At 60.3% G+C, this 21,403-nt stretch carries 20 protein-coding genes; 6 read left to right on the plus strand and 14 right to left on the minus strand.

Annotated features, from left to right (window positions below):
* Window positions 1–53 precede the first annotated feature (53 nt).
* The 5 genes from AP428_RS35880 (at window position 54) to AP428_RS25700 (ending at window position 4,269) form a co-directional block, all read left to right on the plus strand.
* Window positions 54–395 (plus strand): carboxymuconolactone decarboxylase family protein, encoded by a 342-nt coding sequence (locus tag AP428_RS35880; RefSeq protein WP_011548518.1) that lies wholly within the window; start codon window positions 54–56, stop codon window positions 393–395.
* Between the two features lie 69 nt (window positions 396–464).
* Complete coding sequence (locus tag AP428_RS25685; RefSeq protein WP_011548519.1) at window positions 465–1,145, plus strand: DsbA family oxidoreductase; 681 nt, start codon at window positions 465–467, stop codon at window positions 1,143–1,145.
* Window positions 1,146–1,293: 148 nt separating this feature from the next.
* On the plus strand, window positions 1,294–2,403 hold the full coding sequence (locus tag AP428_RS25690; protein WP_011548520.1) for an alkene reductase: 1,110 nt from the start codon (window positions 1,294–1,296) through the stop codon (window positions 2,401–2,403).
* 380 nt (window positions 2,404–2,783) lie between these two features.
* Entirely contained in the window at window positions 2,784–3,992 is a 1,209-nt protein-coding gene (locus AP428_RS25695; RefSeq protein ID WP_011548521.1) for a MalY/PatB family protein, read from the plus strand.
* Window positions 3,993–4,050: 58 nt separating this feature from the next.
* Window positions 4,051–4,269 carry a 4-oxalocrotonate tautomerase family protein gene (locus tag AP428_RS25700; protein WP_011548522.1) on the plus strand — a complete coding sequence of 73 codons (219 nt, stop codon included), beginning with the start codon at window positions 4,051–4,053 and terminating at the stop codon, window positions 4,267–4,269.
* Between the two features lie 86 nt (window positions 4,270–4,355).
* Here the strand turns inward: AP428_RS25700 and AP428_RS35885 are convergent, their stop codons facing one another.
* The 10 genes from AP428_RS35885 to AP428_RS25740 form a co-directional block, all read right to left on the minus strand.
* Window positions 4,356–4,697: a hypothetical protein gene (locus AP428_RS35885; RefSeq protein WP_011548523.1), complete on the minus strand. Its 342-nt coding sequence runs from the start codon at window positions 4,695–4,697 to the stop codon at window positions 4,356–4,358.
* An 8-nt stretch (window positions 4,698–4,705) separates the two neighbouring features.
* Window positions 4,706–5,218 (minus strand): TniQ family protein, encoded by a 513-nt coding sequence (locus AP428_RS35890; RefSeq protein ID WP_011548524.1) that lies wholly within the window; start codon window positions 5,216–5,218, stop codon window positions 4,706–4,708.
* Window positions 5,211–6,080: a TniB family NTP-binding protein gene (locus tag AP428_RS25705; protein WP_011548525.1), complete on the minus strand. Its 870-nt coding sequence runs from the start codon at window positions 6,078–6,080 to the stop codon at window positions 5,211–5,213. The genes AP428_RS35890 and AP428_RS25705 overlap by 8 nt, the downstream gene beginning before the upstream one ends.
* A gap of 9 nt (window positions 6,081–6,089) precedes the next feature.
* Window positions 6,090–7,706: a Mu transposase C-terminal domain-containing protein gene (locus AP428_RS25710; protein WP_027791966.1), complete on the minus strand. Its 1,617-nt coding sequence runs from the start codon at window positions 7,704–7,706 to the stop codon at window positions 6,090–6,092.
* A gap of 436 nt (window positions 7,707–8,142) precedes the next feature.
* The gene (locus AP428_RS25715) at window positions 8,143–8,649 is read right to left on the minus strand and encodes a flavin reductase (protein WP_226113947.1); all 507 of its coding nucleotides are present in this window, start codon (window positions 8,647–8,649) and stop codon (window positions 8,143–8,145) included.
* Window positions 8,650–8,814: 165 nt separating this feature from the next.
* The gene (locus AP428_RS25720; RefSeq protein ID WP_011548528.1) at window positions 8,815–10,722 is read right to left on the minus strand and encodes a long-chain fatty acid--CoA ligase; all 1,908 of its coding nucleotides are present in this window, start codon (window positions 10,720–10,722) and stop codon (window positions 8,815–8,817) included.
* Window positions 10,719–11,507 carry an enoyl-CoA hydratase/isomerase family protein gene (locus AP428_RS25725; protein WP_011548529.1) on the minus strand — a complete coding sequence of 263 codons (789 nt, stop codon included), beginning with the start codon at window positions 11,505–11,507 and terminating at the stop codon, window positions 10,719–10,721. The genes AP428_RS25720 and AP428_RS25725 overlap by 4 nt, the downstream gene beginning before the upstream one ends.
* A 4-nt stretch (window positions 11,508–11,511) precedes the next feature.
* Entirely contained in the window at window positions 11,512–12,666 is a 1,155-nt protein-coding gene (locus AP428_RS25730) for an LLM class flavin-dependent oxidoreductase (RefSeq protein WP_011548530.1), read from the minus strand.
* Window positions 12,667–12,956: 290 nt separating this feature from the next.
* A complete protein-coding gene (locus AP428_RS25735; protein ID WP_011548531.1) occupies window positions 12,957–13,736 on the minus strand; it encodes a creatininase family protein in 780 nt (259 codons plus the stop codon).
* Window positions 13,737–13,738: 2 nt separating this feature from the next.
* Window positions 13,739–14,503 carry an enoyl-CoA hydratase/isomerase family protein gene (locus tag AP428_RS25740; protein WP_011548532.1) on the minus strand — a complete coding sequence of 255 codons (765 nt, stop codon included), beginning with the start codon at window positions 14,501–14,503 and terminating at the stop codon, window positions 13,739–13,741.
* A gap of 218 nt (window positions 14,504–14,721) precedes the next feature.
* On the opposite strand from AP428_RS25740, the gene AP428_RS25745 reads away from it, so the two are divergent.
* On the plus strand, window positions 14,722–15,543 hold the full coding sequence (locus AP428_RS25745) for a helix-turn-helix domain-containing protein (protein WP_011694458.1): 822 nt from the start codon (window positions 14,722–14,724) through the stop codon (window positions 15,541–15,543).
* Between the two features lie 37 nt (window positions 15,544–15,580).
* On the opposite strand, the gene AP428_RS25750 is transcribed toward AP428_RS25745, so the two are convergent.
* The 4 genes from AP428_RS25750 to lpdA form a co-directional block, all read right to left on the minus strand.
* Entirely contained in the window at window positions 15,581–17,218 is a 1,638-nt protein-coding gene (locus AP428_RS25750) for an acyl-CoA synthetase (RefSeq protein WP_011548534.1), read from the minus strand.
* A 201-nt stretch (window positions 17,219–17,419) separates the two neighbouring features.
* Entirely contained in the window at window positions 17,420–18,568 is a 1,149-nt protein-coding gene (ribB, locus tag AP428_RS25755; RefSeq protein WP_011548535.1) for a 3,4-dihydroxy-2-butanone-4-phosphate synthase, read from the minus strand.
* A gap of 22 nt (window positions 18,569–18,590) precedes the next feature.
* Window positions 18,591–19,100, minus strand: coding sequence for an Lrp/AsnC family transcriptional regulator (locus AP428_RS25760; protein ID WP_011661374.1), 510 nt, complete (start codon window positions 19,098–19,100; stop codon window positions 18,591–18,593).
* A 248-nt stretch (window positions 19,101–19,348) separates the two neighbouring features.
* On the minus strand, window positions 19,349–21,136 hold the full coding sequence (gene lpdA / locus AP428_RS25765; RefSeq protein WP_011548537.1) for a dihydrolipoyl dehydrogenase: 1,788 nt from the start codon (window positions 21,134–21,136) through the stop codon (window positions 19,349–19,351).
* Between the last annotated feature and the right edge of the window lie 267 nt (window positions 21,137–21,403).

The raw sequence follows: 21,403 nt of genomic DNA on the forward strand, positions 1-21,403 counted from the left end.
TTTTATTTGAGTATTTACCCTACCAACTAGTTGGTTGTTATTTGGAGAAAACCATGGAAAACTGGACTGAAACAATCGGCGCCGTCACCCGTCGCGTGCATGAACTCGCACGGTACACCCCGGACACGCTCAAAGGCGTTGGTTTGCTCGGTGCCGCCGGCGCCAAGACAAATCATCTCGACGCAAAGACGCGAGAGCTGATTGCGTTGGCAGTCGCTGTCACAACACGCTGCGACGGCTGCATCGCTTTTCACGCGGCAGAAGCCAACAAGCTCGGTGTGACGAAGGAAGAAGTCGCAGAAGCACTTGGTGTCGCCATCAATCTCAATGCCGGCGCCGCTGTGGTCTATAGCACTCATGTCCTCGACGCGCTGGACCATCTCGGTCGCGAGTAAATGTCCTACCCGGCGCTACCGCTGCGAGCGGAGCGCCACGAGGCAGCAATTTCTAGCTGAGGATGAAACATGAAGCGGGTCAATGTAGAAGTGTGGTCGGACTTTGTCTGCCCCTGGTGCTGGATCGCAAAACGACGCCTGGAAAAAGCGATAGAAGGCGTGACGCAGCACGTCGACGTGGTCGTGACACACAAGTCCTACCGTCTTGCGCGAGGCATGGTTCCGACCGGCTTTACAGACGCGCTTTATGCCAAGTTCGGAAACGCGACAGCAGCGCAAAGAATGATGGATGCGGTGTGCTCGGCCGGAGCCCAGGAAGGTCTGAACTACCGATTCGAGACCATGCGCTTTGGCGATACGAGCGACGCGCACCTACTCGTCAAAAGTGTCCAAACGTCCGAAGACAAACAACGGATGATCGAAGCGATCTACCGGGCCGCGACGACCGACGGGATTGACATCTTCGATAGAGCCGCGCTCATCGACCTTGCGAAGAGCATCGGCATTTCTGCTGCGTCGCTCTCCTTCGACGATCGCGAGATGGTGTCCGAAATCGCGCGAGATGAAGCAGAGGCAAATCGAATCGCAAATGGCGTTCCGCTGTTTGTCTTCAACAACCGAACGTACCTCTCAGGCGCACGTGAAGTTGCCGTGTTCGAAAAAGCGTTGTTCGACTCCGCCGAGAACGTACCGGACGAAAGCGAAGACACCGGAGGCATGAGCTGCAGCATTGACGGGTGCGCTCACTAGGCAGCCCCCCATTCACAAGGTATCGATTCTTTCCGGACTGACCGAAATGCGCGTGAAGCAGATTCCCGGCTGTTAGATAGCCATCCGTTTCATTTCGCATTTAACCCGACACTCACCAGCGCCCTGGCGCACCTACATTTTGAGCAACATGATGAGTAAATTGTTTACGCCCTACGATCTCTCCGGGACGCAGCTCGCCAACCGCGTCGTCATGGCACCGATGACGCGCACGCGTACGCCCGATAACATTCCCAACGATCTCACCGCGCTCTACTACGCGCAGCGTGCTTCCGCCGGCTTGATCATCACCGAAGGTCTTCCGGTGTCCGAAGAGGGCCGAGGCTATCTGTATACGCCGGGTCTGTACACCGACGAGCAGACGGAAGGATGGCGGAAGGTCACCGACGCCGTGCACAAAAAGGGCGGCAAAATCTTTGCCCAGCTCTGGCACGTTGGCCGGCTGTCCCACGTTTCCATCCAGCCTGGCAATGCGGCTCCGGTGTCGTCGGGCGAAGTGCCGGCGACCACGACCATGGTCTACGCGTGGGTAGAACCCGGCAAGGAGGGCCCGGTCCTCCCGAGTGTGCCGCGTGCGCTGACCACGGACGAAGTGCAACGTGTCACTCAGGACTTCGTTGCATCCGCGCGTCGGGCGATGGACGCAGGCTTCGACGGCGTAGAAGTGATGGCGGCCAATGCCTTCCTGTTCGACCAGTTCCTGAGCAGCGCGCTGAACACCCGCACCGACCAATATGGCGGTTCCATCGCTAATCGTCAGCGCTTTTTGCTGGAGACGATCGACGCCCTGGCAGACGCCATTGGCGGTGAAAAGGTGGGCGTGCGGGTCTCGCCGTTCGGGCGCATCTACGATATGGAGGCCTTCGAAGGGGAAGCGGATGCGTGGGCGAGCATGGCCTCGGCCTTGAACGAACGGAAGCTGGCGTTCGTACACCTGAACTATCAGACGACCATTTCTGCAGCAGGTACTCCGAATGGCTTTGGTGCGGCCTTTCGCAAGGCCTACCAAGGCACGCTGATCGGCGCCGGCGGCTTCACGCAGGAGCTCGCCGAAGCCGAACTGGCGAAGGGAGAACTTGACCTGATCGCGTTCGGCACGGCCTTCATTTCCAATCCCGATTTGGTGGAGCGGATGAAGAACGGTTGGCCGCTCACGGAGCCCGATCGGTCGACCTTCTATGGCGTCATTGGTGCCAAGGGCTACACCGATTATCCGACTTTCGAGCAGGAAACCGCGTAATCGGACTGAAATGCCGACGCATCATTCCGGTCCCCGACATGAACGCGAGATGAGGTACGGCGGGCTCGGACTGCTTGCATGGGAAGTCTCCGAATCAACTTTTCCAAGTCGTTCGAAGTGCTTCCCATCGGCATTTAATAGCATCAGAAGATCTGGCGAAACTTGGCCGGCCGACCGTGATCCGGACCGGCCGAGGCGTCGCCTCAGGTTGCATGCCACATTCAGACTCCCCATCGACGTCAATGCAGGCCTTCGAAACTGTTGCGCGTCATGGGACCGAAAGGTCAAGCGGATATGCCGTCGTCCGTCGGTGCGATAGACCAACAGCTGCATCGCGCGAGGCTCGTTGAATGCTTGATTTCGTACATGGAGAATCCAGTATGGGCTATAACTTTGATCGCTCGATCTCCCGCCGCAACACAAATGCAATGGCGGAGGAAGGTTTCGCGAATTATCTGTTCGGAGCGGATGCACCTGCACTTGCACTCGAGATGCCGAGAGAAGAGCTGATATCGATGTGGGTCGCCGACATGCAATTCGCCGCCCCCGATGCCGCCATCGATGCCATTACCGAGCGCCTCAAACATCCCATCTTCGGCTACACGGCGGACCTGGACGAGCAGCTCTATCAGGCTTTCCACTCCTGGTGTGCGCAACGATACAGCTGGCATTTCGCTCGCGAGGAAATGCAGGTCTCACTCGGCGTCATACCAGCCCTCTTCGCACTCGTAGAATATGTGTGCCGCCCCGGCGACAAAGTGCTTAGTCTGACGCCGGCCTATGGATACTTCAAACACGCGGCGCTTCAGCGCGATCGCGAATTCGTGACGTCACGCATGCTCGCATCCGACGACGGCAAGTACTCGATCGACTTTGAGGACTTCGAAGCGAAAGTTAGCGATCCGGCGGTGAAGCTCTTTTTCCTCTGCCACCCTCACAATCCGACCGGCCGGATCTGGACAAGCGACGAGCTGCGCCGAATGGGTGAACTCTGCATCGCAAACGGTGTGAAGATTGTTTCTGACGAGATCCATTGCGACTTGCTAAGAACCGGAAATGCACACACGCCGTTGGCGAAGTTGTTCCCGGGTAGCCCAGACATCATCACGTGCATGGCCGTTAGCAAGACGTTCAATCTGGCAGGAATGATGATCGCGACCGTCATCATCCCGGATCCGGAATTGCGCTCAGAATGGAAACGGCGCCACTACCCGTTCGTGAACCCGCTCAGTCTCGCCGCCGCCATCGGTGCGTACCGCGATGGCGCTCCGTGGTTGGATGCGCTGCGGCTGTATCTGGACGAGAACTTCGCCCTGACTCAACACTTTCTGAGCGATCACTTGCCAAAAGCAAAATTTCGCGTTCCGGAAGCGACTTATCTGGCGTGGATCGACCTACGGACCTATTTCGACGATTCAGTCAACCTCACGCGTTTCTTTCTTGAAAAATCAGGCGTCGTTCTGGAAGGCGGAGAGATGTTCGTCGAGAACGGCGACCGCAGAGTGCGACTCAATCTTGCGTGTCCGCGGGCGCAGCTTCGGCTGTCCCTCGAACGAATCCGAGATGCAATTGTGAAGCAATACCATTGAATCAAGCCGACGTAAGGCAAGACAGCAGCATCAATTCAAACGAACCAAAGGAACACTTATGCCGCTCATTAACGTAAAAGTCATCGAAGGCGTTTTCTCCGCAGCCGACAAGGAAAAGATCATTTCTACCCTTACCGACGCCATGGTGTCGATCGAGGGCGAAAGCATGCGGCCCGTTACCTGGGTTATCGTTGAGGAAGTAAAGAGCGGTGACTGGGGCATTGCCGGCAACGCACTAACAACCGAGAGGGTTAAGGCACTGGCCGCAGGCCAGTAACTGGCTGGCCCTGAACGGGCTCCAGCGGCAGTGAAGCGACCATCGCTTATGCCGTTGGAGCCCTTTTTCATTGCTTCCACGGCATGCTACCTAAAACGCGCAGCCAGCGCGATTGATCGAGTGGGCCAGGTCACCGCTCCGAATTTCAACAGCCGCCCAGTGCGAAAGTGAGCATGACGACAAGAGGCGCCTGAGATCACAATAACCAATCCGCCGATCTTTGCGGCGGCTTGCGCGTCAAACGGCAGCGGCAGGTCGGGCGTGATCGTCATGCGGGCTTGCTGCGTGATTTTCGCCTCGGTCGCTACACCACCACCGAGGGCGGTCCACCGGAATTTGAATCCGATGCGCAAGCCGGGCACGGCCAGCTCGTGTAGCAGTTCACAATCAATGCTAGCCGTGCCCAAAGTAGTGCTAGCAATGTTCACTAATACTGCTAGCGTAGTGTTTTGCTCAGCCTAAGCGGTGGGCATCGATAACGTGATATCGCCCGCAGCGCGGCGTCGAAATTCGGAGCTCTGGCGAAAATCGATTGCGGAACAGTCTCGAGCAGGCTGTGGTGCACCCGGCAGTAGTCGGCTGACGGATCGAGCCACTCCCTCTTCCACCGTGATGCAGTGACATCGGCGTCGTTCAGAACAAGACATCTGAAGCAATACACCAAGTACTTCTGGTCGAAGACCCACTCATGCGGCGTCTGGATCATGCTCAGAATGCCATCGTTGAGCCGCGCTACGCGAGATAGACGGCTCAGAGTTGCGGATGGAACTGGGGGAAAGAGGATCCAGCCGGCCTTGGTCAGGCTAGGCATCGCTACGCCTGTGCCCGATTCCCAGATCAGGTCTACGCTCGTCTGATACCGCGCCGCGATTCGACCCAACCAGCTACCAAACGCCTCTTCCAGGAAGGGGCGAGGTGCGATGGGCCACGGCCGGTGGGTGTCAGACATACGCGCGGGCAACTCGTTCTAGGTGAGCGATATCGATGCACTCGTCACCGTTCCTGATCGCCAACTCTGCTGCTTCGTTGAGGATCGTAGATATGGCGCCAGTCAGCCCTCCGCTTATCTCGAGAACGAGCTGGACAATCTCACGTCGCGACAGATTCGATGGTTTTCGTAGCGGCAAGACTTTCTCGAACGCAGCCATGAGCCTGCGAAGACTTTCACTTTCCCTCCACCTTGGGATCTCGAATGGTCTGTAGCGGCTGATCATCTGTGAATCGGTCTGAAGCCCTAGAACGGCATCGCGCGTACCGACAAGGACCATGCTAATCTGCAGGTCGTTGGCTCGGTATTTTAGAAGGTTCAAAGAGGCGCGTTGCTCACGGTAGGTTCCGGCGAGCAGGTGATGGACCTCGTCTACGATTAGCATCTGCGGCGACATCCGCCGCAAGATGTCGCGAGCGAGCCGCTCGAGTGTGGCAAGCCCTGCAGCGGGGTTATGTGGCGCACCGAGCTCAAAGAGCAAGGCGGCGTAAAAGCGGTGCTGATCGGGGGTGGGAGGCATCTGTACGCTCACGACCGGACACCGCTCTACCCCGGTTCTCTCGTCGAACTCGCTGGGGTGCGCTCGCCTGAACTTGGCCGTTATCTTGGTTTTCCCGATGTTCGAGTCGCCGTGCAGCAGAAGACACGGCATGCGCTCACGTCTCGGCGTGTCATAGAGCCGCTGCAGTAGCTGTAAGGCTTCAGTCGCTCGGGGATAGTCGATCCACCGGTCACGTAGCAGACTCTTTATGCGATCCTCTTTTCCGAGTAGGACCTGATCTCTTGCTGCGGGTAGCAGATGCGCGAAATCATCTTGCTTCATGCTGGCCCCCTACCACTGTTCAACGTCATACGCGGTAACTGGTGCGTCGTAGTTTACCTGCTCGACCTGCCGCTGTTCAGTGAGTGAGAGATCTTCGATGCTGCTCTTCGGAACCAAACCGCCAGCTTGACGTGCCATGCGGCGTCGCGCTCGAGTAGCCCGCTGGGAAGTGACGACCAGTTGTCGCTGCTGCTCAACAGTCTCGAATATCTCCCTCTCCGATACTGCCCGTTGTCCCCTAGCCCGGATAGCTCGCAAAGCTGCTCGCTGTTCGAACAGCGAGATGGGAGGCCGACGCAAGTCCGCGTATCGCACTTCAACGAAACTGCCTCTGCCAGCGCTTACGAAGATGCGCGAGAGGTCTTCTGGGTGATAGCGGACCGTCACGGACCGGCGTGTTTCCCGCCATGCCGCGAACAAGGGATGCCAATAGCGGATCAGGAAGAGCTTGAGGCCGTCCCGCTGAATGGTCCGGGATGCGACTGGCAGGAACCGGATCAGAAACTTCAGTTCGGCATCCGGTTGAGCTGGCAAGCATCGTGAATCCGCTGCTCGCCATGTTTCCTGCCACTTTTGCGCGGGCTGAAGTCCCAACAAACCGCGGTGGGGGCCGCAGTGATAACGCCTACCGATCTCGACAGCCAGCCACTGCTCGAACTGCTTCAACGTAAGCGAAGCTGTCTTTTCGGCCTGGCGCGCCTTGCGCCCTTTGACTGACGATCCAGTCGAACCAGGGAGGCCACGTACGCGCTCCATCAAGGTCCTGTTCAGCCGCTCGATGTGGCCACCAAAGTGCGGCTTGCCCACCGGTCGGTACATCAGTTCAATGCCGTACTCGCGGCATCCACTGCGAAGGGCACGGCTTTTGAATTCGGCCGCGTTATCAAGATGCAGCGTTCGAGGGATACCGCGCATCGGCCAGTCAGCCTCAACGCCTAGTCTTTCGAGCCACGGCTCTTTGCGCAGAACTACGCGCGAGAGGAGCAAGCTTACCGTCGCAGCCCCCGGCCTCTCCATTGCGACATAAAAGCCAAGCACACATCTCGTAGCAACGTCGAGAGCCACAGACAGCCACGGTCGACCGATAATCTGTCCGTCCAGTTCGCTAACGAGCAGGATGTCCGCTTGCGTGTGATCAACCTGCACGATATCTAACGGATGTCGGACCTGGAATGTGCCAGGGGCAACTGCAGCGTTCGGGAGCGCAGCTCGTGCCAAAGCATCCTGCTCGCGATAGGAGAGCCACCGTCGAGCAATTGTTGACCTGCTTGGAGGCGATAGACCTGCAACGCTGCAGCGACGTTTCACCTCAAGTACAAGATCAGTTGCAGGATGCGCAAGGTGTCGCTGATCAGGGAGCCATTCGTGCACGGCCTCGTCGATGACGCATTCGACGGCGGCGTCCAGTCTGCCCCCGGTCGCCCTACCCGGCTGCCTTGGCTCTAATGTGCTGGCGACCGGATCTGCGAGGAAACGTCGACGCAGGCGATATACGGTGGTGCAGTGAACGCCTAATAGCTGTGCTGCTCGTTCAGCCTGCTGTCGGGAAAGCACGCCGTTGCCAAGCGGTCGAAGCACGGACGCAATCTTCGCTGCTCGAGCGGCCCGCTCTTCGATCGAAGCCATATGGATCCCTATCAATCCACGCGACACGTGCGCTAGCAGTATTAAAGAACACGTGCAACGTGCTAGCAACGTTAGTGAACATTGGCCAAGTTTCCGTTGCAGAAACGCAACGGCTAAGCAGCCGCCAGAAAGCTTCAAAAAGTCCCTGTTCGCCGAGGCTTCTTTGAGAATTTCCGCTAGCAACGTTTCTGAACACGGCTAGCGCTAATAATGAACGCCTACACCAGGTCATCGCTCTACATCGGAAGACCGGCTATTTGTATAACGCCGGGGCAGCCCACCATCGACTTCCATCGTCCCGGTGTAGCTCTCGTCCTTTGCTGACTACGCCACCGCAAACGCACCCATCAGCAGTATCGGCGGACACTGTCAGCAGAAACTTCGAACGGCAACAATCGGCCTGGCCTTGTGGTCGCTGGGGAACGGCCGCGCCGTGTCACGCATGCTGCTGCGGCAGCCGATGATAAGCGCGCCCGTGATAGACGAGGCCCGTACACGCGGAGCCGAGATGTAGCGCCTGCACGGCGCAGAAAAAGACCGTATGTGTGCCGATGTCGATGCTCCGGTCCACCGTGCAGTCGAGACTCGCGGCCGCTGTGGCCAGCACCGGCGCACCCGTGACGAGACGGATCCACTCGCCGTACGTGAAGCGCTCGGTCATCTGGACATCGCCCTTGCCCGCGAAGATCGGTGCAAGCATCTCGTGCTCATGGGAAAGAACGTTGACGCAGATGATGCCCGCCTTGCTGAAGTGTCCATATTGACGGCTGGACCGGTCTATGCAAACGAGCACCGTAGCAGGATCGTCGGTGACGGAGCACACCGCGGACACCGTCATGCCGACATCGCCGGAAGGTGTCGTGGTGGTGATGATATTCACCGCTGCGCCGATACGGGACATGGCTTCGCGGAAGGTCGTGCGGTCGGGGGAAAGTGCTATCACGGCGGTACCTCTCTCGGTGGACGGAACGGCGGTGCGGCTTCGTGGCGGCGCGCCACGGGTCCTTGCATGAAGCATGCGTGGTGAAGTACCCGTGGCGTTGCACCGTTCATCACCCACGCCGCACCGTCGACGGGTTCTCGTGGCCAATTGCGCTGCCGGCGATTCCTATTGCCGGTGAACGGACGCTGCTGTCCCTGAACCGACGAGCTGCTCCTTGATCAACTGCTCTTCGGCATCGTCGTAAAGGCCGGCAATAATGTGCGCGTAGCGTGCCATCAATGCCTTGCGGCGTTTCTTGCGCGTGGCGGTCATCACGCCGTTTTCCGGTGTGAGTTCCTCGGGGAATATCCTGAACGCCTTGATCTGCTCCGCGCGCGCCAACCTCGCATTTGCCTTTTCCACTTCTTCACGGATCAGGTCGATAACGGGCTGCGAACTGGCCAGATCGGCGTACTGCGTGACCGACGGGTCGTGCGTCCTGGCCCAGTCCATGGCGAGCGTGCCGTCGACTTCGATCAACGCCGTCAGATACTTGCGCCCTTCGCCGATCACGAGTGCCTCGGTAATGTACGGACTCTGGCGCAGTTCGTTTTCGACCTGCACCGGGCTGATCGATTTGCCGGCGGCCGTATTGATGAGCTCCTTCTTTCGATCGATCAGCTTGTACGACCCGTCCGCGCCGACGTCGACGATATCGCCGGTGTACAGCCAGCCGTCCCGCAGCGCGGCCTTCGTTTCGGCTTCCTTGTTCCAGTAGCCGATGAACAGCCCCGGCCCCCGAACGATCATTTCGCCGTCCGGCAACACGCGGGTTTCCCAGGCGGGGTCGTCGAGCGGGACGCCGGAGTTGCCGGGCCTCGACCAGTCGGTCACCTGCGCGAGGTTGCCGCCGACCATCTCCGTTTGCCCGTAATTCTCTTTCAGGTTGACGCCCCACAACTGAAACAGCGTGACGACCTCGGGCGGCACCGGAGCGGAGGCCGTGTACGGATAGCGCAAATCGTCGAAGCCGATTCTGGCCAGCAACGGCTTGAACACGTGCTCACGGCAGATGGCGTAGAGCTGTTCCTTGAACGGGTCGCCCGTGCCTGCATCCTGGCGATCGGCCAGCACTTCCCGCGCGATGCCGAGCGCGAGCGTGTAGTTTCTCCGCTCGGCTTCGCTGCTGCCGTTCACGTGGTTGATGATCTGGGTCGCGAACTTCTGATAGAAGCGCGGCGGCGCCATATAGGACGTCGGTCTGACTTCCTGAATGCACTTCGCGAAATCGGCCGACACGTCGACGAAGTAAGGTACCGTCTTCGCGATCAACGGCAGCGTCGTCGCCTGAATGCGCGCGACCGTGTGCGAAAGCGGCAGATGGATCACCATGCGCTGCGGTTCGGACAATATCGCCGGACAGAAGGTCGGCCACGTGAACGCGCCCGCGAGCATCGACACGTGCGTCAGCATCGCGCCTTTCGGCGCCCCCGTGGTTCCCGAGGTGTAACCCAGGCTCACCAGGTCCGTCGGCCGCGCAAGCTCTGACTGCTCACGCAGATAAGCGACTTCGTCGCCGTCAAAATGCGACGCGAACTCGGCGAGTGAAACGACATTCATGCCGGTTTCGTCAGGCGAGCGCTTCCAGTCCGGATCGAGCACCACGATCTTGAGGAGCCGGCTGGACGTATCGGCCGCTTTCATGACCCGAAGCTGTTCGGCACTTCCGGCAAAAGCGAGTGTCGCCCCTGAATCCTCCAGGTAGTAGCGCACCTCTTCGACCGACGCGGTGAAATAGACGCCTACCGTCACCGCGCCCGAGCAGATCGTCGCCATGTCGGCAATCAGCCACTCCTGCGATACGTCGCCCATGATGGCAATCCGATCGCCTCGTGCGACACCGGCCGCGCCGAGGGCTGCGGATACGGAACAGACTGCGTTCGCATAGCCCTTCCAGGTGGTGGGCACCCACGCTCCGGCACGCCTCTGAAAGAACGCGTTTGCGTCGGCGTCGTTCTTCACGCGCTCGATCAGCAAGGCCGGAATGGTGGTGGTCGCGAATTGATTGCCGGAAGTCCACGGTGCCGCGCTCATTTCCAGTTGTCTCCAAAGCGCTTGCGCCTTTCGGTAAACGAAGCCACCGCTTCGCGGCGCTCGGGGGAATTGAACGTGATCGTCTCCAGAGCGATCGACGTGTCGAGAAGCAGATGGGCATTCTGCTTGACGAGCTTGTTGACGCAGTACTTCGTCCAGACGATCGCGTCGCGCGGGCCGCTCGCGAGCAGTTCCGCGTAATCGATCGCCGCCTCCAGCAGCTTGTCGCTTTCGACGATCTTGTTGATCATCCCCATCGTCAGCGCTTCCTCCGCGCTGACGAAGTCGCCCGTCATCAGATAGTGCCGCGCGCGGACCGGCCCGAGCAGAAGCGGCCAGATCACCGCACCGCCGTCGCCCGCGACGACACCGGCATTGACGTGCGTATCGGCGAACCGTGCGGTCGGGCTCGCATAAATCATGTCGCAGAACAGCGCGAGCGTCGCGCCCAGGCCCACGGCCACGCCATTGACCGCCGCCACGATCGGCACCTCGACCTCCAGCATGTTTCTTATGAGGTGACGGCCACCACGCGTCGCCGACGGGATATTGCCGTTGTCGATCGACTTCTGGTCGCCGCCCGAGCAGAACCCGCGACCGGCGCCGGTCAACACGATCGCCTTGACCGCTTTGTCGTGATCCAGCTCGACGAATACCCGTTCGAGTTCGTCGTGCATGTCCCAATTGATGGCGTTCAGGATTTCCGGGCGATTCATCGTAACGATCGCGACACCGGAGGACCGTTGTTCGACATTCAGATACTGATAGCGCGAAGACGTATTCATAGGTTCATCCTTGACTTTGCTTCGGGTTGGCGGCCTGCGGACGCATGGCGCGAATCTTCTCGAGCAACTCGTCGGTCGGGCGGACGATATTGTTGCGATCGTTGAAATGCGGAATCACGTAACGGCCCACCATGTCGATCGTCGACATGATCTGCTCGTGCGGCACCGAGTCGATATGCAGCAGCACCTCGTCGATTCCGAGCTTCTCGTATTGCTCCAACTGACGGATGACGGTATCGGGGCTTCCGCACACCGTGGTGGCGGATTCGTTCAGCAGGTAGTCCCAATCTTCGGCGGCGCGCTGCATCGCGGGCACGCTTTCGGCCATGTATGCGTAGTTGTCGGCGAGTTTGGCGAGCCGCGGATACGCATCGGTCGAGATGCGCGCATAGTTCATGATCGCGCCGGCGTAAATGTCCTTCGCTTCCTGGTCGGTCTTGCCGATACCGATGAAGATCGGCATGCCGGCGCGCGGCTTGTGCAACGGCCCGGTCTCATCGCGCTTCCAGCTGTTCCAGTAGGTGTCCAGCAGCCCCTTCTGTTTCTCCCATCCCTGATAAATCGCATGGCTCATCACCGCGAGACCTTCCGAGCCGGCCCAGGCATGGCTGTTCGCACTGGTGGCTGCAACGCCGAGGACGGGATACGGTTTTTGCAACGGCTTCGGCACGAGCGACCGGGGCGGCACCTGGTAATACTTTCCCTCGAAGGTGAACACGTCCTCACGCATCGCTTTGCGCAACAGCGCCATGCCCTCTTCCATTTGCGGCAGGGTTTCCTCCGGCGATACGTTGAACGCGCGCATTGCGATCGTCGTGTTCGCGCGCCCGCAATACATCTCCATCCGGCCTTCGGAGAGGATGTCGGTGGCCGCCAGCCGTTCCGCGGTACGCAGCGCGTGATTGATGGCCTTCGGCATCAGCGCCACGGCAGGACGCAGCTTGATTCGCGAAGTGACGGCCGCGAGATAACCGAACACCACTTCAGGCGCCGAACTCGACACGCCGCCAAGCGCAAAGTGCTGCTCCGACAACGCAACAAAGTCGAAACCCATTTGCTCGGCGAAGCGCGCTTCGCGAACCAGCTCGCGAAGCCTGTTCGAGTAGCTATGCCCGACCTGCGTCTCCTGCTCGGACCAAAAACCGAATTTCAATGGCATTTTCTTTTCCTTGACAGTCGTAATTCGAAAATTCACGGCGCGCGCGAACGGCTGCCGAGGTTCGGGCAGTGTCACGCCGCCAACCAATTAACATCGTCGTTTAACTTGATTTAGAAACAGCCCATCCAGATTGGATAGCGATACTCATCCATCCGGATGCCTTTTCTGCCTTGATGTCTCTTTTGTTTCCGTGAATAAATATTGCCGCACATCCCGCAGCATTTTTTATTCTTTTCATGCCGCAACCTTGCCGATACCGGCAGATCATGCTGCCGGCTCTCCGTCTTTTTCTAGGTCGACGATTCGGCCGCAAATGCCGACGCGAGAAGCCTCGCGGTCGCACGCAAACAGGCCTCGCCGATCTCGCGTGACGATCCTCGCGCATCGCCCAGCACGCCGTTTCGGGAGATCGACGCCACGCCTTCCTTCCACATCCGGTTCAATTGCTCGGTCGTCATGGCGCCCACGTGGCCGGCCGTGAGTCGAGCGAGTCGCACACTGTCCGGATCAAGGTGGATCATCAGGGAGGTTTCGGCGATGTCTGCGTGTCCGCCCACGGATTCCGGATCGCCGCCGGCTTCCTCGACGGCCAGTCGCCATTCGCGCAGCCACGCCTGATGATCCGTATAGGCAAGCACCTGGACGTCTGGCCCGACGGCCTGTCGCAATTCCGGCAACATCGCATGAAGGGCATTGAAGTTACCGACATGCGCCGAGAACAGATAGATGCACTTGAATCCATGTGCCGCGAGGCTCACGCAGTAATCGTGGCAGAGCGCGGCATACGTGTGCTCCTGCAACGAGATCGTGCCCGGGAAGGCCATGTGGTGCTTCGAGCATCCCACTCGTATCGTCGGCGCGATCAGGGTTCGCCCCAGCAACGTGGCGATTTCCACGGCCAGCGCGTCAGCATGATCGGCATCCATGCTCAGCGGCAGATGGGGGCCGTGCTGCTCGATTGCGCCGCAAGGAATGATGACGCGATCGAACTGCGTGGCCAATGCGGCCGCCACGCCCTCATACGTCATGCGCGCAAGATGCAGCGTTTCCGGCAGTTTGAGATTGCTCACGATCAGGCCTTCTTATTGCGGTTCAGAAATCTGGATCTTGCGTCCGCGGTCCGCGCGTTGCCGAGATATCCACGCAGGTCATCGAGCGTCATCTGCAGCAGAGCTTCGTCGTTCATCCGTGGACTCTCGCGCAGCGTTCGCTTGATGGCGGCGAACAGCTGGCGATCTTTGGCGCAAAGCGCGCGGCATTTGGCCAGCGCGTCTCTCAGCGTTTCATCGTGCGCGGAGATCGCGTCCACCGCGCCTATCGCCAACGCTTCTCCGGCCGTGATCAGTTCACCGGAGAAAAGCAGCGAACGCGCGGCACGCCGACCCAGCAGGGCCGCTGCGTGGCGCATGCCTTTTGCCGCGGGCAACAGGCCGTGATTGATCTCGGGAAATCCTAGCCGGGATTCAGCGGACGCGACGACGTAGTCCGCATGCAGCGCCATTTCGAATCCGGCACCCACTGCATAGCCGTTGACCGCGCACACGAGCGGGCTCGGATACTGCTCGAGTTGCGCCAGGAACGCGTGGAACGCTTCCATGCGCGACAGGGCGAGCTCATGGTCCGCCACTTCATTGATATCGCCGCCGGCACAAAAGAACTTCTCTCCCGCCCCGGTGAACACGATGCCGGGTGGCACGTCGTGTCGAGCGAAGTCGCGGAAGACGGACATCAATGCGGTGATGAGCGGTTCGTTCAGTGCGTTCGCCGGCGGCCGGTCGATCGTCAGTTGCACGACGTCCGCGTCGATCCGTGTGCAAATCAATTCGTCGGTTTTCATACCTGATGTCTCGTGAATTTACATCGAGTCAGTGTAGGTCCGACGGGGCCAAATTTAATTTTGATTTGCCGGCGCCATCGTTGATTCGGCGGATTAAAATCGCGTCAGTCGGATGGCCCACCGTATGTTGCACCGAGGGCGGCGATACATGAATTCACCGAGGCCAGGCAGGCGCAGAAAGCGAGTGAACCGTGGAACCCAACAATCCTGAAATCGGCATGTCCGCTTCGCGAGCCATGACAGACCCGGTGAAGATCAACTATCAGCCGTTCGATCCGGACTCCGTCGATTTGCCGGTCATTTCCGTTCTCCTGGAGACGAGCGGAAAAGAGGATGAGCTGCCGATGCACGTTCATCGCAAGGGGCAATTGGTCGTCGCATTGAGCGGGTCGGTCATGTGCCGATCGCCGAGCGGATGGTGGATCGTCCCGCCCAACGGCGCGGTGTGGATTCCGGGCGGCATTCCGCACAGCAATCATGCTTCCGATTTCGCCAAGCTGTACGTCATCTTCATTCCGCCCGACGAGGCCGGCCTGCCCACCGACTGCCGCAGCTTTACGATCACGCCGCTCATCCGCGAGTTGATCCGTTCACTGGCCAGGTTTCCGCCCGACTATCCGAAGGACGGCCCGGTGGGCCGGCTCGCCAGAGTGCTGCTGGATCAGCTCGCGCTGCTGGCGCCCGACGACGTCTTTCTCCCGATCTCCGACAATCCCCGGCTTCAACAGATCGCTTCGGCGTTGCTCGACAACCCCGCCGACCGCAGCACGATCGCGGAATGGGGGCGCCGATATGCGATGAGCGAACGTACGCTCGCGCGGCTGGTACGCAGCGAAACCGGCATGACCTTCGGGCGCTGGCGCGAGCGTCTGCATATCATCATTGCGCTTCAGCGATTGTCGGCAGGCGCGTCGGTTCACGCAGTGGCGCTCGAGCTCGGCTATGAAGGTCCGAACTCGTTCATCACCATGTTCAAGAAGACCATGGGACAAAGTCCCGGCAAGTTTCGCGTGGACCAGAAGGAGGCGTCCTCGCGCTGATCGAAACGCGGCGGCTGGCGCTACGCCGCCGCCCCTTTCACAGCTGGCGCGCCCGCTCCCTCAAGTGGAACTTCTGGATCTTGCCGGTCGCTGTCTTCGGCAGCGGCGAGAACACGATGGTCTTGGGCACCTTGAAATGTGCCAGCCGCTCGCGGCAAAACGCGATGATGTCCGCTTCGGTCACCGCCGAATCGTCTTTGAGCGCGATGAAAGCACAAGGTGTCTCGCCCCACTTGTCGTCGGGACGCGCGACGATTGCCGCCTCCAGAACGGCGGGATGGGAATACAGTATGTCCTCGATCTCGATCGACGAAATGTTTTCGCCTCCCGAGATGATGATGTCCTTCGAGCGATCCTTGATTTCCAGGTAGCCATCGGGATGCCATACCGCGAGATCGCCCGTGTGAAACCACCCGCCGGAAAATGCCTCCACGGTGGCGTCCGAATTCTTCAGGTAGCCCTTCATCACGTTGTTGCCGCGCAGAAATACCTCGCCGAGCGTTTGCCCGTCTTTTGGAACAGGCTCCAGCGTATCGGGGCTGGCTACCATCACTGCCTCGAGAGCGGGGCCGCGCACTCCCTGGCGGGCCTTGAGCCGCGCTTTCGCATCGAGATCGAGTGCATTCCACGAGTCGCGCCACACGCATTGCACGACCGGCCCATAGGACTCGGTCAACCCGTAGGCGTGCGTCACGTCCCAGCCCATGCGCTCCATGCCGGCGATCACCGAAGCGGGCGGCGGCGCACCGCCGGTCATGACCTTGACTCCATGACGGATGCCGGCTTTCAGCTCCGGCGCGGCGTTATTGATCATGTTCAACACTACGGACGCCGCACAAAAATGCGTGACCGCCTCGGTGCGGATGGCGGCGAGAATCCGCTCGGCCCGCGTATGGCGCAGAAAAACACTGGTGCCGGCCACCAACGCCATGGTCCACGGAAAGCACCAGCCATTGCAGTGAAACATCGGCAAGGTCCATAGATAGGTCGTGTCCTCGTCCAGATGCCACGATAGTGCGTTCGATACTGCGTTCAGATATGCGCCGCGATGGTGATACACGACGCCCTTGGGATTGCCCGTCGTGCCGGATGTGTAGTTCAGCGATATGGCCTGCCATTCGTCTTCCGGCATCGCGACAGAAAATTCTGTGTGCGCGGCCTCCTGCAGCAACGCCTCGTAGTCTTTTTCGCCGAGCAGATCGCCTTCTCCGAACTGTGGGTCGTCGATGTCGATGACCTGAATGGCGCGGCCGAGCCGTGCCAGGGCCTTCTTCACCGTCGAGGAGAATTCGCGGTCGGTGATCAGCAGCTTCGCGTCGCCGTGGCCGAGAATGAACGCGATCGTGTCGGCATCGAGCCGTGTGTTGATGGTGTTCAGGACAGCGCCGCAAAGCGGTACACCGAAATGTGCCTCGAACAGTTCGGGCGTATTGGCCGCGATCATCGCCACCGTATCGCCGTTGCCGATGCCGCGCCCGCGCAGCGCGCCGGCGAGCATCCGGCACCGCCGGTAGGTTTCGGCCCAGTCGCGGCGTATCGTGCCGTGCACGATGGCCGTGCGCTCCGGCCAGACGGACGCGGCGCGTTCGAGAAACGTCAGCGGCGACAAGGCAATGAAGTTCGCCGGGTCGCGCTCGAGTCCGATCGTATAGGGATTTTCCGCCGTCGTTTTCATGCGGGCCGCCCCGCGGCCACGGCGCTCGCGCGCGCGCCGACGATGTCGGGGTTTTCTGCGTGTCTCATCTCTCCTCCAGTTGCTTTTATGGTCACGAAACGCCCTGCGATGAGCGTCACGACTTCATCCGGAACAACGCTCCCGCGATCGGAACGGGACGACCCGATTTCTGCATCGGCACGGCGGCGCGACCGGATGGCGTCAAACTTCCTGATCGTCGTGAATTCGCTCTATTTTTCTCTGCTCGACCATGTTCAAACCGTAGCCCTCCAGGCCCACGATCGTTCTTTCATGATTGGAGAGCAGGATCATGTTCTTCACGCCGAGTTCGGTGAGAATTTGCGCGCCTATTCCGTAATCGCGCAGTTCCGGCTCGGCAGGCTTGGGATGCATCATGGCACGCACCCGCTCGGACACGGCCGTCGGGCGGGATTCGCGGATCACCACGATGACGCCGCGATTCTCGTTCTCCAGCAAACGCGCCGCGCCGCGCAGGGACGCGAGGTGGTGACCGCCGATGACGTCGTTCATGGTATCCATCGCATGCATGCGCACGAGAACGGGGTCGGCGCCCCGTAGATCGCCCATGACGAAGGCGATATGCTCGACCTGATCGATCCGGTTCCGGTAGACCACGATCCGCCAATGCCGTCCATTCGGCTCGGTGAAGCTCCCGTGTTCAACGGCCTCGACGAGCCGTTCCGTTCGTCGGCGATACGCGATGAGATCGGCGATCGTGCCCAGCTTCAGCTGATGCCGCCGTGAAAAGGCGATGAGGTCCGGCAGCCTCGCCATGGTGCCGTCGTCGTTCATGATTTCGCAGATCGCACCGGCCGGTGCGAGCCCGGCCAGCCGGGCGATATCTACCGCCGCCTCGGTGTGGCCCGCGCGCACGAGCGTGCCGCCGTCGCGCGCCATGAGCGGAAAGACGTGTCCGGGAGAAACGAGCTCGTCTCGCCCCGTTTCCGGATTGATCGCCAGCGAAATCGTGCGGGAGCGGTCGGCCGCCGAGATGCCGGTGCTCACACCGTCACGCGCCTCGATCGACACCGTGAAGGCCGTCTCGTGCCGCGAACCGTTGATTCGGCTCATCAAATGCAAACCCAGCGATTCGCAGCGCGAGCGAGTCATCGCGAGACAGATCAAGCCGCGCGCATGCGTCGCCATGAAGTTGACGGCGTCGGGCGTGGCGAATTGCGCGGGAATGACGAGGTCGCCTTCGTTCTCACGGTCCTCGTCGTCGACCAGAATGAACATCCGCCCGGCGCGCGCTTCTTCGATAATCTCCAACGCCGTTGCGATGTCGGCGCGCGAATCTGCCGGCCGGCCGGCGGACATTGCGTTACTCATGAGAGCACCTTACGCGATGTGATCACGACGCCTGCGCCAGTCCATGAATCTGGATAGGCCGCGTCTTGTCGATGGGAAGCGTCGTCTTGTTGGCAAGCCGTTTCAGGACGACGTTCGAGCGAACGCTGGCCACACCGGGAAGCGACGTCAGCTTGTGCGTGATGATGTGTTCGAGTTCGACGAGATCTCTCGCCACCACCCGCAGCAGATAGTCGGTTTGCCCGGTCATCATGAAGCAGTCCATGACTTCGGTGATGCCTCTGACCGTGTCGGCAAAACTCTCCCGCGCCTGCATGCCCTGCCGCTCCAGACTGATCTCGACGATGGCCATGATGCCCAGGCCGAGCAGGGACGCATTGAGCACGGCGACGCGTCGGCTGATTACACCGAGACGCTCCAGATTTCTGACCCTGACGAGACAGGGAGAGGGCGACAGGTTGACTCGAGCCGCCAGTTCGAGATTCGTCAAACTTGAGTCCTCCTGAAGTTCACTCAGGATGCTAAGGTCTATCCTGTCCAGCGCAACGTTCATAGCCCGCGTCTCCTCTTTGCACAAGGCTCCGGTGCCCTGAAGTTCGAACGCTCGCTTGCGCGGCAGAACATCGATTTCCGCTCCAGCAGGCATTCGAACAACATCACCTGATGAACAAGTTTATGCCTGGCAGCTCCGCGGAAAATTCTGATAAAAAGTCGAGTTATCACCAAAAACGGTCATTGTCGCCGCACGCTCGGGAAAACCCGCAACTCGTCATACTTGCGACACGCAAGCCGAGATGGCGATCAGGCCTTTCTGGGCGGCGGCAAGTCCGTGCAGACGCCTTCATACAATTCGGCGGCCATGCCGACCGATTCGCCGAGCGTCGGGTGCGGGTGAATCGTCTTGCCGATGTCTTCGGCGTCCGCGCCCATTTCGACTGCGAGACACACTTCGCTGATCAGGTCGCCCGCGTTCAGGCCCACGATGCCGCCGCCGATCACGCGATGAGTTTCCTCGTCGAAGATCAGCTTCGTGAAGCCTTCGTCGCGGCCGTTCGCGATCGCGCGGCCCGATGCGGCCCACGGGAACACCGCCTCGCCGTACTTGATGCCTTCGGCCTTGCACTGATCTTCCGTCTTGCCGGCCCATGCCACTTCCGGATCGGTGTATGCCACCGACGGAATCTGCAGCGCGTCGAAGTACGCCTTTTCGCCGTGCGCGGCTTCGGCTGCGACGTGGCCTTCATGCACGGCCTTGTGCGCGAGCATCGGCTGGCCGACGATATCGCCGATCGCGAAGATGTGCGGCACGTTCGTGCGCATCTGCTTGTCGACGTCGATGAAGCCGCGCTCGGTGACCGCGACGCCCGCCTTGTCCGCGCCGATCTTCTTGCCGTTCGGGCTGCGGCCTACCGCGACGAGCACAAGGTCGTAGCGCTGCGCTTCCGCGGGTGCCTTCTCGCCTTCGAACTTCACGTAGATACCGTCTTCCTTCGCTTCCGCGCCGACCGTCTTGGTCTTCAGCATCACGTTGCCGAAGCGCTTCGCGTTGAACTTTTCCCAGACCTTCACGAGATCGCGGTCGGCGCCCATCATCAGGCCGTCCATCATTTCGACGACGTCGATCTCGGCGCCGAGCGTCGAGTACACCGTCGCCATTTCGAGGCCGATGATGCCGCCGCCGATCACGAGCATCCGCTTGGGCAGCTGGCGCAGCTCGAGTGCACCGGTCGAATCGACGACGCGCGGGTCTTCCGGCATGAACGGCAGCTTCACTGCTTGAGAGCCGGCGGCGATGATGGCCTGCTTGAACTTGACGATCTTCTTGCCGTTGTCGCCCTGCACTTCCATGTGGAACGGGTCGACGAATGCGCCGATGCCGGTCACGACTTCGACCTTGCGCGCCCTCGCCATGCCGGCGAGGCCGCTGGTCAGCTTCTTGACGACGCCGCCCTTGAAGTCGCGCAGCTTGTCGAGGTCGACTTGGGGCTTGCCGAACGTGATGCCGTGCGACGCGAGCGCTGCGGCTTCCTCGACGACCAGCGCCGTGTGCAGCAGCGCTTTCGACGGGATGCAGCCGACGTTCAGGCATACGCCGCCGAGTGTCGAATAGCGTTCGATGAGCACCGTCTTCATGCCGAGGTCGGCGGCGCGGAACGCGGCCGAGTAGCCGCCGGGGCCGGCGCCGAGCACGAGCATGTCGCACTCGATGTCGGCTGAGCCGCCGTAGCTGCCGGCTTGCGGCGCCGGAGCGGCAGCGGCTGCGGCTGCGGCCTGTGCCGGAGCCGCAGCCGGTGCCGCGGCCGCGACGGGCTTGGCGGGCTCTGGTGCTTTCGCCGGTGCGGTGGCGTTTGCGGACGCTTCGACGAGTGCGATCACGGTGCCTTGGGAGACTTTGTCGCCGGCTTTGACTTTGATTTCCTTGATGGTGCCTGCGATGTGGCTGGGCACTTCCATGGATGCCTTATCGGATTCGAGCGTGAGGAGCGTTTGCTCTTTTTCGATCACGTCGCCGGGTTTGATGTTGACTTCGATGACATCGATGCCGTTGAAATCGCTGATATCTGGAACTTTGACTTCGATGAGACTCATGTACGTCCCCTTCTTGTTGGCTACGGAGAGAGGGAATGGAAACTCGCGCGATGAACCGGCCACGGCCTGACAAGAGAACGCGAACCTGGGCAGAACCACCTTTGCTGTCCGCCCAAGGACGCGCCTTTCTTTTGGTTACTTTTCTTTGGAAGACAAAGAAAAGTAACCGCCGCCCCGCGCAGGGGCGACGCTAGCAGACCGTATGCAAAACAGGTTCAACGACAGTACGGGGCGCACCGACAAAAACGCACGCCCCCGCGAGCCCCT

This window comes from Burkholderia sp. E168m22 (assembly GCF_001319805.1).
In the GTDB taxonomy this organism is placed as follows: Bacteria; Pseudomonadota; Gammaproteobacteria; order Burkholderiales; family Burkholderiaceae; genus Burkholderia; species Burkholderia orbicola.